Below are 13,429 nucleotides of genomic sequence, written 5' to 3' on the forward strand. Positions count from 1 at the left end.
TCGACTAGCTTATGGTATTGGTTATTAATATAGTGTGAAGGAAAAATAGTGTATGATGCTAAATTGATGGCAGATTCCCCTAATTTACGGCATCGGCTTCGTTTGTAGGATTGATGGCCAGTTCGCAGTGTTTTGATTTTAATGCCCGTATGGAATGTGTTTTTGTAAAATCGCCGGCTTCATTATTGTTTTTGTCCAGAGAGCTTACTACAAAAACCTTAGTTGACCACTGCGTTTTGGTCAAAGTCAATTCATTTCCTGCTACAATATCAAGTATTTTGGAGCCATCATTCTTTTTTGAGATGGCTTCTTCGGCATTATCAAAAGCGTAAACCACATACTTTACGGGTAAATCGCCATCTAAAGCTGCTTCTGGGGTATCCCATAAAATTTTTGAGGCTTCAAGTCTAATGTTGGCGGGCATTATTGGGCCAATGGAATCTTTAGTGGGTCCTAAAATAGGGGGCGCAAACGATTTGTATTTATGCTGCTTGTTGTTTAGTACTTGGTTTAACCCCTTCGAGTTCTTTTTTATAGTGGTATAGCTGTACGCAATTTGGCCAAAGGTAGCATCCATGTGCGCCAACCTGTTGTGGTTTATTTGGTTTTGTATTTCCGTTGTTTCCCATGGGTTGGTATAATCCATACGATAATAGCCCTGACTTACATACAATTGCTTGCCATATAGTTTTGCTTGGTCGTTCCACCATTTTGAAAGCGCCATATAATCTTGAGCCTTGGTTATTTTCCAGTACAGTTGAGGTGCCAAATAATCTACTTTATTTGAATGTAACCAAGCAATTGGGTCGCAATACAAAGCACTGAACGAAGAAGTTCCAGAAATACCGGTAGGTGTGCCAGATTTCCAGATTCCAAAAGGGCTAACACCAAAAACTATGTTTTTATTTTGGCTTATATTTACGGTTTGTATGGCATCGTAAACCATTCCAATCATCAAGTTTACATTGTTTCTGCGCCAATCTTCAATGGTTGCAATTTTTGTTGGATTGTTTTCTAAATAGGTTTTAGCATCTTGCGGTGTTACTTCCATACCTGAATAGGGATAGAAATAATCGTCAAAGTGAATCCCATCTACATCATATCTATTGGCAATGTCCTGCACAACCCTTACAATATAATTTCTAACTTCCGGAAGACCCGGATTTAGCATTTTTAGCGATAAGGCCTTGTCCTTGGCATTTAATCGCGCTTGGAACGTCCATGTTGGGTGCAAATTGGCCACGTTATTTGGAGCTAAATCCATGGTTGGGGTTTGCTTCACTCGATACGGATTTAACCAAGCGTGCAAATCCAAACCACGGGCATGGGCTTCTTTAACGGCAAATTCCAAGGGGTCCCAAAATGGGGTGGGCGCGGTTCCCTGTGTGCCGGTTAACCAATACGACCAGGGGTCGATTGTAGAGGCGTATAAGGCATCACTCTCTGGTCGAACCTGTAAGAACACGGTATTGTAACCGTTTGCTTTTATATCGTTTAAAATGGCCAATAACTCTGCTTGTTGGGCAGCGGGTGAGGCATGACGGTTTGTAGGCCAGGACAAATTGGATACCGAAGGCAAAAAAACACCTCTTAAATCTACTTTTGGGGTTGGATTTTTAAATGCTGCCCCATGAAAGGCTGTTGTTTTTAAATTGGTAGCATCTGTTCCAGGATTTTCAACCAATGCATTGTTAGATACTGCTTTTTCAATCAGGTTAAAGGCAGGTAGGGGCGCCGTAATGCCTTTACCTACTTGCGCGTGTAACGTAATGCAAAAAAGCAGAAAGTATGGGGCAAACTTTTTCATGTTAATTTTAAAAATAAATTTTTGCTATCATTTTTCAATTTCCAAATTTACTGCTGAAACTCCCTTGTTTTACGAGGTGTTTATTGATTTTTAAACCGAAAAATCGATAACAAAGCGTAAATTTATATAATTTACACATACGAAAGGATGGAATGATAAAAAAAGTATAGACTAAAAGCGTATTTTTCGGATTAAAGGCATCTTCCATCTACGGATTTACTATTTTTTAGGGGTTTCATGGTTTTTAGTACCATTTCAAAATTACATTTTAAAACAGTACTTTTTTATTTAAAAATACGATATTTGTGCTGTGAATATGCGCAAGGGATTGAAGCGGCATCCTTTTTTATGTGTGTTACAAACGTTTAATGTAAAACCACAAACACCACACATAAAAAAGATATAGCGAAAAGCCCGACCTTGTTTTCAAGGATGCGCCCAAAAAATTAAAAAATAACGGATTATGGCAATGAACAAGAACACAGTGTTAGCATGGGCAACCTGGATTATGGTATTTGTAGGATTGGGCTTGATAGCCTTAGGCGCTTTTAGGTATTATGAAGTGGCCGGTTATGGCTTTGCGGCCGTGGGCATAGGTTTCTTATCGGTGGCCTGGGTTTTTAATGCCCTTAAAGGAAGGGTTTAGCGAATTCCTGTAATTCATACCTCGTAACTCGTAAATCAAAAAAAATCACTATGTCCGACGATAAAAAAGTAATTTTCTCCATGTCTGGTTTAACCAAGACGTACCAGGGTGCCAATACACCCGTTTTAAAAAATATTTATCTAAGTTTTTTTTACGGAGCCAAAATTGGCATTTTGGGGCTAAATGGTTCCGGTAAATCCACCTTGCTTAAAATAATTGCTGGAATTGATAAAAACTACCAGGGCGATGTCACGTTTTTGCAAGACTACACCGTTGGTTATCTGGAGCAGGAACCGCATCTTGATGAAAGTAAGACCGTTATGGAAATTGTAAAGGAAGGTGCTGCGGAAACCGTTGCCATTCTTGATGAATACAACAAAATAAACGATATGTTTGGTTTGGAAGAAGTGTATTCCAACCCCGATAAAATGGAGAAGTTGATGAACCGTCAAGCGGAACTTCAAGATAAAATTGATGCCTCCAACGCCTGGGAGCTAGATACCAAACTGGAAATTGCCATGGATGCCCTAAGAACACCCGATGGCGATAAAAAAATAAGTGTGCTTTCGGGTGGTGAACGCCGTCGTGTGGCTTTATGCCGATTGCTGCTTCAAGAGCCCGATGTGTTATTGTTGGATGAGCCAACCAACCATTTGGATGCCGAATCGGTACATTGGTTAGAGCAACATTTGGCACAATACAAAGGAACGGTAATTGCCGTAACCCACGATAGATACTTTTTAGATAACGTGGCGGGTTGGATCTTAGAGTTGGATAGGGGCGAAGGCATTCCGTGGAAAGGAAATTACTCATCGTGGTTGGACCAAAAATCGAAACGATTGGCGCAGGAAAGCAAAACCGCCTCCAAACGTCAAAAAACCTTGGAACGCGAGCTGGAATGGGTACGCCAAGGCGCCAAAGGTCGCCAAACCAAACAAAAAGCACGTTTGCAAAATTACGATAAGTTGTTAAGCCAAGACCAAAAACAGCTGGACGAAAAATTGGAAATATACATTCCCAACGGCCCTCGTTTGGGCACCAATGTTATTGAAGCTGTTGGTGTTAGCAAAGGCTTTGAAGATAAGTTGCTTTACGAAGATTTAAACTTTAAATTGCCACAAGCAGGTATTGTGGGTGTTATTGGGCCCAATGGTGCTGGAAAAACAACCATTTTCAGGATGATTATGGGCGAACAAACCCCCGATAAAGGCGAATTTATTGTGGGCGATACGGCAAAAATAGCTTATGTAGATCAAGCACATTCCAATATTGATCCCGAAAAAACCATTTGGCAAAATTTTAGCGACGAGCAAGAACTTATTTTAATGGGTGGCAGGGAAGTAAATTCCAGAGCGTATTTAAGCCGATTTAACTTTTCGGGCGGCGAACAGAACAAAAAAGTAAGAATGCTTTCTGGCGGCGAGCGTAACCGGTTGCATTTGGCCATGACACTTAAAGAAGAAGGTAACGTATTGCTTTTAGACGAGCCTACCAACGACCTAGATGTAAACACCTTACGTGCCTTGGAAGAAGGTTTGGAAAACTTTGCAGGGTGCGCGGTTGTGATATCGCACGATAGATGGTTTTTAGATAGAATCTGTACACATATTTTGGCCTTTGAAGGCGATTCGCAAGTATATTTCTTTGAAGGTAGCTTTAGCGAATATGAAGAAAATAAAAAGAAACGTTTGGGTGGCGATTTAACCCCAAAACGCATTAAGTATAAAAAATTGGTTCGCTAAGGTTCCGTGAAAGGTTAAAGAAAAAATCCTGCTTATTTGCAGGACTTTTTTATGTTTAAATTATTGGTCGCCGTACATGTGGCCTTCGGTGAAATCTTTATAAGTATCCACCTGTTTGGCCATGTCTTCGCTTATTTTATCCAAGCGTTCGTTTTCCTTTTTCAGTTTATATGATTTTATAACGCCCAAAATAAGGAGTATCGAAAAAAACACCACTACAATTATTAGTACGGTTACAATCGTTTTCTGGCTTATAAGAAAAAACGATAATAGCTGATTTAAGGAGATAGGTAGTAAAGGCATCATGAATGCAAAATTTGTTTAATAGCAATTCAAATATACTATATTTTATTTAGTAAGCAATTATAAATGAAAATATTAAACAGTGTTTTGTAAGATAATTGCACAGAAAATTACTTTTTATAAACTTACTGCCTGAATGTATTTATTGAACAATTTAGTTGATAAGTTACAGGTGCCTAAGTGCATTTTAATAATAATTTTTACGACATTGCCTTACCAGTTTGAAAGCCTTTAAATAACCATTATGGACTTAACATATTTAAAAAACATAAAAACCGAACTTCTTTCCAATTACTATTACATCCTAAAAAAAGTAACCTTCGATTATAAACTCCGAAACGGTAAATGGGTAACCCAAATACGTGAATGTTATGATAGGGGCGATGGGGCCGGTATTTTGCTTTATAACAAACAAAAAGGCACCGTTGTTTTAACCCGTCAGTTTAGAATGCCTACCTTTTTAAATGATAACAAAAGCGGTTTTTTGGTTGAAATCTGCGCAGGCATGTTGGATAAGGACAACCCAGAAGCCTGCATTATTAGAGAAACGGAAGAAGAAGTTGGTTATAGGCTGAAAACCGTAAAAAAAGTATTTGAAGCTTATGCATCGCCTGGGGTACTAACAGAAAAGATGCATTTTTTTATTGGCGAATATACCGATGCCATGAAAGTGCATGAAGGCGGCGGTTTGGAAAGTGAGCATGAAGACATTGAGGTTTTGGAATTGCCTTTTACAGAAGCGGTTTCGATGCTTAATAACGGGCAAATACACGATGCGCGAACCATTATTTTATTGCAATATGCCCAAATACATAAGTTGTTGGGTTGAGCACACAGCCTTTTATGAGTTGTGCACTTTTATAAAATCGGTTATTAAATAAGTAATAAGCTTTCCTATTTGTTCTTCGTTTTCTTTGGTTGGTGCGGCTTCACAAATGTGCAAATAGTGAACGGTATCCTGTTTTGAAAAAAAGTTAACGAAACTGCGAGCTTTATTAACGCTAAACCCGCTGGGGGTCATGGCGCTACTGGGTATGTTTTCAATGGCATCGCAATCAACCTCAACACCAAAAGGGGTACCGTTCATGTGTTTTAGGGCGCGCTGTAATTCTTGTTTAAATTTTAGTTCTTTGCCCACTTCCAAATCTTCAAACAAGGTGTACTTAACTAATTTGAATTTTTTCAGCGATTTAAACAATTTATCCGACGTATAGTTTTTGTGCACCCCAAAAACAAAATAATTTTTCAAGAATCCTTCCGCGTATGCGTAACTAAAACCGTTGCCATTATGCCGTCCTTCTTCAGGATAAAAATCTGGTTGGGCATCAAAATTAATAACATTTATGGGTTTTTTTAAGGCTAAACTGGTGCCTTTAATGCAACCGTAGGCGTTATTATGGCCACCTCCAATTACAATGGGTATTTTTCCCGCCGAAACAATTTGTTCAACTATGTAAGTAACGTGTTTGTCAATTTTGCCAACAATTTTTCGGGCTTTTTTGATGCTTTTTGGTTCGTTTTTGTCTAATTCTGAAACCATCTGCATTTCTTCGCTAAAATCCAGATGGCCTAAAACCAACACCTTGTTTGCCCTTGTAAATTCGTTATTCTGTATGTTCAATAGTACCTTCAGCGTAGCTTCCCATGCCTTTGAGGTGCCTTGTGTTCCGTAGTTGGCATACACGCCCACATCTTCAGGCAAGCCAATTATAACGTGCGTAACATCCAAATTAATAAGTTGGTCGTATATATGTGAAATGCTGGTTAATATTTTAATATGTTCACCAAATTTGGATTCGCCTGGGCGTTTGTTTAATAGTGCATTTAGCGTAGTGTTGTTAAATAAAACCAGTTTATCCATAAAGAGTACATAAATTTTGAATATTAAAAATACATCATTATTTATTTATGGCATTAAAAATAATAAAGTATTACACAAAACATTAAACATTTAAAAAAGATTAAAAACAAGTAACTATGGAAAACAACAAAAACAGTATGGGCCTAAAAGTGGCATTGGGAATTGCATTGGTTCTATTTTTAGGCACTGCATTTTACACCATGAATTTGTACAAAAGCAGTGAAAAAGTGCAAAACGACCTAACAGAACAAAAACAATTGGTAATGAACGATTTGAACGCGATGGCAAAACAATACGATATTGCCATAAGCGAAAATGACGTTGCCAATAAGGATTTAATCGAGGCCAGAGCCCGTATTCAGGACTTGATAGATTCATTAAAAATTTCTGAAACCAATGTAAAAAGCTTATGGAGCTACAAGCAAAAATTTATTTCGCTACAAAAAGAAATGGATGTTTTGCTAGCTGAAAATGATAAGCTGAAAGTAGAGAACTCATACTTGGCAACCTCGTTGGACAGTACACGGGTACGTTTGGAAGAGCGCACCATTTTTACCGATTCGTTATTAATACAAAACAATGCACTGGCCGAAGTGGTTTCAAATGCTGCGGTACTGGGTGCTGTAAACATGAAAGGTTTTGGGGTTATTGAAAGAACCTCGGGTAAATTTATTCCAACAGAAAGGGCAGGACGTACCGATAAAATTCGGGTTTGCTTTACGGTTCCTAAAAATAAATTGGTTAAATCGGGCGACCAAGAATTATATGTACAGGTTATAGACCCAAAAAACAATACCCTAGGCATGAACGAACAGGTTCGATTTGGCGATAAAACCTTAAATTATAGCATTGTAAGTAAGTTTAATTATGAAAATGCAAGTTTGGATATTTGTGAGTTTGTTAGCCATAAAGGAAAAGCCGATTTTCAAAAAGGACGTTATATTGTAAACGTTTTTAACGCCAAAGATTTGGTTGCTACCTCCGAGTTCACTTTAAAGTAAACTATATAACACTTATTGCTAGGCCTCAGGTTGTTACCTGGGGCTTTTTTTTTGCTGTATTTAAGGTTTTTAGTGGCTTTTTTTTTGTGCTTCGGGTAAATTGCTTGGTATTTCTGGACTTATTGCTGCTTTTTATTGCAACTAAACAAATTTATCTGCAAATGATGGATAATTTAATTGCCAAAAGTGAAGAAGCCGTAGTTTTGGTTGCTAAACCAGTTGTTATTTTATGACCGAAACCGAGTACCACGCCCATTTTTTGAACGGTATAAGCACGATTCCAGAAGATGCCTTTTCAGAGATTTTAAAAATCGCGAAATTAAAGGATTATAAAGCCAACACCCAAATAGTAAAATTAAATGAAACGCCCTCAAAGGTGTATATGTTGGTTTCTGGTATTGTTAGATGCTATTTGAGCACCGAATCGGGCAAAGAGTTTAATAAAAATTTTTTTCTGCCAATTAGTTTTTTCGGTTCCTTAACGGCCTTGTTAAAAAAACAACCGTCTTTATTTGTTTTTGAAGCGCTTTCTGACTGTCGGGTGTATGAAGTTCATTATGACAAGCTTATGCTTTTAAGCAAGAAACATAAATCGGTCAATATGCTGTACTCCAAGGTTTTAGAATCTGTATATGTAGCTTATGAAAAACGCCTCATAGAGCTAATTTCCTTAGATGCCACCGAACGTTATTTGGAAATGCGAAAACAAATAGCACAAATTGACGACCTTATTCCGCAGTACCATATAGCTTCCTATTTAGGGATTACTCCGGTACAATTAAGTAGGATTAGAAAAAAAATAGATGGGTGTTAACAAATGTTAATATCAAAAAAAAACATAAATTATATATTTGACCGATTTCCTGTAAATCTTAACTAAACTAAGAAGGATTGATAGCTAACTAACCAAAAAAAAAACAGGTAAATATTTTTACCTGTTTTTTTATTTATGGTTTTTTGTTAGATTTATTTTAAACTACCAACCATATCCTCGGGTTTTACCCAAGCATCATAATCTTCCGCAGTTACATAGCCTAAATTTACGGCCTCTTCTTTCAGGGTAGTGCCGTTTCTATGTGCGGTATTAGCAATTTCGGCAGACTTATAATATCCTATTTTAGTGTTTAGGGCCGTTACCAACATTAAGGAGTTGTTCAATAATTTTTTAATAACCTCATGGTTGGGTTCTATGCCAACGGCACAATGTTCATCAAAACTAGCGCAGGCATCGCCTATAAGTTGCGCAGATTGCAAAATGTTGGCGGCCATAACGGGTTTAAATACATTGAGTTCATAATGGCCTTGCAAACCGCCCACCGAAATGGCAACATCGTTTCCAATAACCTGGGCACAAACCATGGTTAACGCCTCACATTGGGTTGGATTTACTTTTCCGGGCATGATGGAACTACCGGGTTCGTTGGCAGGAATGATAATTTCACCAATGCCGCTTCGTGGGCCCGATGCCATCATTCTAACGTCGTTGGCTATTTTATTTAAAGAAACCGCCAGTTGTTTTAAAGCACCGTGTGTTTCAACCAGGGCATCATGTGCTGCCAAGGCTTCAAATTTGTTGGGTGCCGACACAAAAGGAAGTCCTGTAAATTCGGCAATATATTCCGCTACCCGTTTGCTATAGCCTTTGGGAGTGTTTAAACCGGTACCTACGGCGGTTCCGCCCAATGCCAACTCGCTTAAGTGGGGCAAGGTGTTGTTTAACGCTTTTAATCCATAATCCAATTGCGCCACATAACCAGACAGCTCCTGTCCGAGCGTTAGTGGTGTGGCATCCATTAAGTGTGTGCGTCCAATTTTAACAACCGATTTGAAGGCTTCCGATTTTTTCTTCAAGGTATCGCGTAATTGCTTGACCCCTGGAATGGTTGTTTCTACAATTTTCTTATATACCGCTATATGCATGCCGGTAGGAAAGGTATCGTTGGACGATTGCGATTTGTTAACATCATCATTGGCCTTAATTACTTCTTCACCTTCGCCCACTTTTTTGCCCGCAAGCTGTTGCGCTCGGTTGGCTATAACCTCATTGGCATTCATGTTACTTTGCGTGCCAGAGCCCGTTTGCCAAATAACCAACGGAAACTGGTCGTCGTGTTTGCCCGCTAAAATTTCGTCGCAAACGGCAGCTATTAAATCGCGTTTTTCAATAGGTAAAACGCCCAATTCGCAATTGGTATAAGCGGCCGCCTTTTTTAAATAGGCAAAACCATAGATAATTTCCAAAGGCATAGAGGCTGAAGGCCCTATTTTAAAATTGTTTCTTGAGCGTTCTGTTTGTGCGCCCCAAAGTTTATCGGCAGGTACCTTAACCTCGCCCATTGTGTCCTTTTCTATTCTAAATTCCATATATTCTTATTGTTTTTATTGTTTATTGTGGCTTGTACTGCATGTACTTTTTGTTATAATCTTGAGATTTTATTGGCCTATTTTTTAAAGTTACAAAGTTAGTTGTTTTGATATGTTTATTATTATGATATATGTTAGTTTTTATAAGTTTTTTAACAGCTATATGTTTTAATAACCTCCAAAAAATGGTTAACTTAGCACTTATTGAAAATCAATTATTTAACACTTTAATTACATCACTATGGCAACAATTAGATTAGGGGACACGGCACCAAATTTTACGGCAATGTCCACCGAAGGAATTATTAATTTTCACGAATGGTTAGGAGATAGTTGGGGGATATTGTTTTCGCATCCAGCGGATTACACCCCAGTATGTACCACAGAATTGGGAACGGTAGCAAAATATAAACCTGAATTTGATAAAAGGAACGTAAAGGTTGTTGCGTTAAGTGTAGATGGGGTTGATTCGCACCACGGATGGGTTAAGGATATTAATGAAACACAGCATACAACGGTTAATTTCCCGATAATTGCCGATGAAGATAAAAAGGTTTCCGAACTTTATGATATGATTCATCCAAACGCCAGCGATAAATTTACCGTTCGCTCTGTTTTTGTAATTGGTGATGATAAAAAAGTAAAGCTAATAATTACCTATCCCGCTTCAACAGGCAGGAATTTTGATGAACTATTGCGGGTTATCGATTCTTTACAGCTTACGGCCTACCACAAGGTAGCAACTCCCGCAAACTGGAAAAACGGTGACGATGTTGTGATCGCTCCTGCGGTTACCAACGAGCAAATCCCATCGTTATTCCCAAAAGGGCATAAAGAAATAAAACCCTATTTACGAATGACGCCACAACCTAATTAAATAGGTTTATATTTAAGACAATTAAAAGCATGGTAGCAGTTATTGCTATGATGCTTTTTTTTATGCAGATAAAAATTTGTTTCTGTAATCGACAGGTGTCATATCGGTTACTTTTTTGAAAACATCCCTAAACGATTTCGTGTCGTTGTAACCAACATCATACATTACTTCGTTTACGGTTTTTCTGCCATGTTCCAATGCTTTTTTGGCCGCTTCAATTTTTACGCGCTGAATGTACTCTAAAATAGTGTTTGATGTTGCTTTTTTAAAGCGACGTTCAAACGTGCGTCGTGCAAGGTTGCACTTTTCACAAAGCGCATCAACGGTTATTTTTGTATTAAAATGTTTTTCAATGTAGTTTTGGGCCTCAAGAATTTCTAAATCCTCGTGTGCTTTTTGTCCTTTAAACATCATAAAAGGCGATTGGCTTTCTCTATCAATATCAATCATAAACCCTTTCGATGCCATAATGGCGGTTTCCCTACCCGCATATTTTTCAATTAAATACACCATTAAATTGGTAAATGAATAGGCGCCACCACTGGTATAGATACCGTTAGATTCGGTTATAATCTTATCGTCCATCAATAGTACTTCCGGAAACATTGCCCTAAATTCATTCGCATACTGCCAATGTGTCGAGCAAGGTTTTCCGTTAAGTAAACCAGATGCGGCTAAATAAAACGTACCAATGCAAAAACTAACCAGTTCGGTACCTTTGTTGTAGTGGTTTATTAGCCACGGCAATAGTTCGGCGTTTGTTTTTAAATTCGCTTCCAAATCGCCATGAATAGCAGGAATAATAATTAAATGGGTATGTTCAACATCTTTAATTAAACGTTGCGGCTTTATACTAAACAGTCCGTTTGTTTGGGTGGAAGTTTGTTCAATGCCCACAAGTTCTACATCAAATAGCGGTGTTTTGCCCAATTGCTGGTAATAACTGTTTACCCAGTTGAACATTTGGTAGGCGCCTTCAATATTTACCATACTATAATGTCCTTTAGGAACATAAATTGAAATATGTTTCATAATAGCGATTTGTTTTTTATCAAAACTAATCTTTTTAATTGTCGCAATCAACCCTTTATATTGTCGCATTTACACATTCGGTCTAAAAGGTATATTGCTAACTTTGTGTAAGTAAGCAGTTGGTGAAGACGTTTCATTGAAAAACATCTCGCCTTTTTTCAGGTTAGAACAATAAATTAAAATAGTTACAACAAAAAATAAATCATTATGGCACGACAATTTTGGTTCAACCTTCCAGTAAAGGATATTAACCGTTCCAAGCAATTTTATAGAGGTATTGGTTTTAAGGAAAACGAGATGCACAAAGATGCAAACCATTTGGCTAGTTTTTATGTAGATGATAACAAAACCGTAATGATGTTGTTTCCTGAAGCCGATATACAGCATTACGCAGCAAACCCCGTTACCGATACCACCAAAAGCACTGAAGTATTGCTTAACATTGATGCACAAACCAAAGAAGAAGTAGATGCCATGGTAAAAACCGTAGAAAGCGCAGGCGGAACGGTTTATACCCAACCCAACGAGGTTGATGGCTGGATGTACGGTTTAGGATTTATGGATCCAGATGGACACCGTTGGGTCATGCTGCACATGGATATAACAAAAATGCCAAAACAATAAACCTTAAAACTTTAAAACTATGTTATTTATCAATCCGTACCTTATCTTTAATGGAAATTGCGAAACCGCATTTCTTTTCTACAAATCTGTTTTTGGGGGCGATTTTACCCATATCGGGCGTTTTAGCGAGATGCCAAAAGAAGACGGTTGCGCTGAACCAATGCCAGACGAATTTGGAAACCGCATTATGCATGTATCTCTGCCAATAGGGAAAAATAGTCTTATGGGAAGCGACAGCAACCCAAGTATGGGTGAAGCCATTGTTGGACAAAACGTAAATATTTCCATTACAACCGATACCAAGGCAGAAGCCGATAGGTTGTTTGCGGGCCTTTCTGAAAAAGGAAAAGTAACCATGCCCATGCAAGATACCTTTTGGGGAGATTACTTTGGTATGACCGAAGACCAATTTGGAATTGAGTGGATGATAAGCTACAATAAAGACTATCAAATACCAGCGTAATAACCTTATATACGAGGAATTACAATAAAGAATTAAAACCTTCAGCAGATGTTAAAAAAAATCCACTTCAAAGTAAGTATTAAGGCTTCAGCAGAAAAAACATGGAATATTCTTTGGGACGATGCGACCTATCGTGCTTGGACCAGTGCTTTTAGCGAAGGTTCACATGCGGTTTCAAATTGGAAAGAAGGAAGCAAAGTATTGTTTTTAGATGGTAACGGTAGTGGGATGTTCAGTAAAATCCACAAACTCATACCACATGCCTTTATGGGGTTTGAGCACCTGGGAATTATTAAAAATAACGAAGAACAACCACAAGATGAATTCACCAAAACCTGGGCTGGAGCTCGGGAAGATTATACGCTAACCGAAAAGGACGGTGTTACCATTCTTGAGGTTCTTTTGGATTCGGATGAAGAATTTGAACACTATTTTAGTAACACCTTCCCGAAAGCCCTTCAATTGGTTAAACAATTAGCAGAACAATAACATAAAACTAAGAAAATGGTACACCAACTTTTTGTTAATCTTGGGGTTGAAGATTTAGACGGCCACCAATGTGAAGTTTTTTTTATGGATGAACGTAAATTTCCAAGCGAATAACATGCTATGGTTGAGGTTTTTAAAACTAATATTGATAACGAATTATTGGCCAATGCAGTGTTATATGAGTTAACATTGTATATGCCCCACTCGAAAATCAATTTTG

General features: G+C 38.1%; 14 protein-coding genes. 9 read left to right on the plus strand and 5 right to left on the minus strand.

The window, feature by feature from the left end; translation table 11 throughout:
• Window positions 1–79 precede the first annotated feature (79 nt).
• On the minus strand, window positions 80–1,807 hold the full coding sequence (locus tag GQO80_RS00285; RefSeq protein ID WP_157206204.1) for a glycoside hydrolase family 10 protein: 1,728 nt from the start codon (window positions 1,805–1,807) through the stop codon (window positions 80–82).
• Between the two features lie 469 nt (window positions 1,808–2,276).
• Here GQO80_RS00285 and GQO80_RS15720 point away from each other — a divergent pair, with 469 nt between their 5' ends.
• Both GQO80_RS15720 and ettA read left to right on the plus strand, forming a co-directional pair.
• A complete protein-coding gene (locus GQO80_RS15720) occupies window positions 2,277–2,453 on the plus strand; it encodes a CAL67264 family membrane protein (RefSeq protein WP_198037699.1) in 177 nt (58 codons plus the stop codon).
• Between the two features lie 50 nt (window positions 2,454–2,503).
• Window positions 2,504–4,195: an energy-dependent translational throttle protein EttA gene (gene ettA, locus GQO80_RS00290; RefSeq protein ID WP_157206205.1), complete on the plus strand. Its 1,692-nt coding sequence runs from the start codon at window positions 2,504–2,506 to the stop codon at window positions 4,193–4,195.
• Window positions 4,196–4,255: 60 nt separating this feature from the next.
• Here the strand turns inward: ettA and GQO80_RS00295 are convergent, their stop codons facing one another.
• The gene (locus GQO80_RS00295) at window positions 4,256–4,501 is read right to left on the minus strand and encodes a hypothetical protein (RefSeq protein WP_232333081.1); all 246 of its coding nucleotides are present in this window, start codon (window positions 4,499–4,501) and stop codon (window positions 4,256–4,258) included.
• Between the two features lie 241 nt (window positions 4,502–4,742).
• Here GQO80_RS00295 and GQO80_RS00300 point away from each other — a divergent pair, with 241 nt between their 5' ends.
• Complete coding sequence (locus GQO80_RS00300) at window positions 4,743–5,327, plus strand: NUDIX domain-containing protein (protein ID WP_157206206.1); 585 nt, start codon at window positions 4,743–4,745, stop codon at window positions 5,325–5,327.
• Between the two features lie 12 nt (window positions 5,328–5,339).
• Here the strand turns inward: GQO80_RS00300 and GQO80_RS00305 are convergent, their stop codons facing one another.
• Window positions 5,340–6,359 (minus strand): formimidoylglutamase, encoded by a 1,020-nt coding sequence (locus GQO80_RS00305; RefSeq protein ID WP_157206207.1) that lies wholly within the window; start codon window positions 6,357–6,359, stop codon window positions 5,340–5,342.
• Between the two features lie 116 nt (window positions 6,360–6,475).
• Between GQO80_RS00305 and GQO80_RS00310 the strand changes: the two genes are divergently transcribed.
• Window positions 6,476–7,360, plus strand: coding sequence for a chromosome partitioning protein ParA (locus GQO80_RS00310; RefSeq protein WP_157206208.1), 885 nt, complete (start codon window positions 6,476–6,478; stop codon window positions 7,358–7,360).
• 229 nt (window positions 7,361–7,589) lie between these two features.
• The gene (locus GQO80_RS00315; RefSeq protein WP_157206209.1) at window positions 7,590–8,174 is read left to right on the plus strand and encodes a Crp/Fnr family transcriptional regulator; all 585 of its coding nucleotides are present in this window, start codon (window positions 7,590–7,592) and stop codon (window positions 8,172–8,174) included.
• A gap of 152 nt (window positions 8,175–8,326) precedes the next feature.
• Here the strand turns inward: GQO80_RS00315 and fumC are convergent, their stop codons facing one another.
• Window positions 8,327–9,724: a class II fumarate hydratase gene (fumC, locus tag GQO80_RS00320; protein ID WP_157206210.1), complete on the minus strand. Its 1,398-nt coding sequence runs from the start codon at window positions 9,722–9,724 to the stop codon at window positions 8,327–8,329.
• Between the two features lie 241 nt (window positions 9,725–9,965).
• Between fumC and GQO80_RS00325 the strand changes: the two genes are divergently transcribed.
• Window positions 9,966–10,601: a peroxiredoxin gene (locus GQO80_RS00325; RefSeq protein ID WP_157206211.1), complete on the plus strand. Its 636-nt coding sequence runs from the start codon at window positions 9,966–9,968 to the stop codon at window positions 10,599–10,601.
• Between the two features lie 60 nt (window positions 10,602–10,661).
• On the opposite strand, the gene GQO80_RS00330 is transcribed toward GQO80_RS00325, so the two are convergent.
• Window positions 10,662–11,633, minus strand: a complete 972-nt coding sequence (locus tag GQO80_RS00330) for a GlxA family transcriptional regulator (RefSeq protein WP_157206212.1) — start codon at window positions 11,631–11,633, stop codon at window positions 10,662–10,664.
• Window positions 11,634–11,840: 207 nt separating this feature from the next.
• On the opposite strand from GQO80_RS00330, the gene GQO80_RS00335 reads away from it, so the two are divergent.
• The 3 genes from GQO80_RS00335 to GQO80_RS00345 are packed head-to-tail and all read left to right on the plus strand — an operon-like array spanning window position 11,841 to window position 13,209.
• Entirely contained in the window at window positions 11,841–12,257 is a 417-nt protein-coding gene (locus GQO80_RS00335) for a VOC family protein (protein WP_157206213.1), read from the plus strand.
• A 19-nt stretch (window positions 12,258–12,276) separates the two neighbouring features.
• On the plus strand, window positions 12,277–12,720 hold the full coding sequence (locus GQO80_RS00340) for a VOC family protein (RefSeq protein WP_157206214.1): 444 nt from the start codon (window positions 12,277–12,279) through the stop codon (window positions 12,718–12,720).
• 48 nt (window positions 12,721–12,768) lie between these two features.
• Window positions 12,769–13,209 (plus strand): SRPBCC family protein, encoded by a 441-nt coding sequence (locus GQO80_RS00345; protein ID WP_157206215.1) that lies wholly within the window; start codon window positions 12,769–12,771, stop codon window positions 13,207–13,209.
• Window positions 13,210–13,429: the final 220 nt, after the last annotated feature.

The sequence above is a fragment of the Mariniflexile maritimum genome (assembly GCF_009746565.1).
GTDB classification, from domain to species: Bacteria; Bacteroidota; Bacteroidia; order Flavobacteriales; family Flavobacteriaceae; genus Mariniflexile; species Mariniflexile maritimum.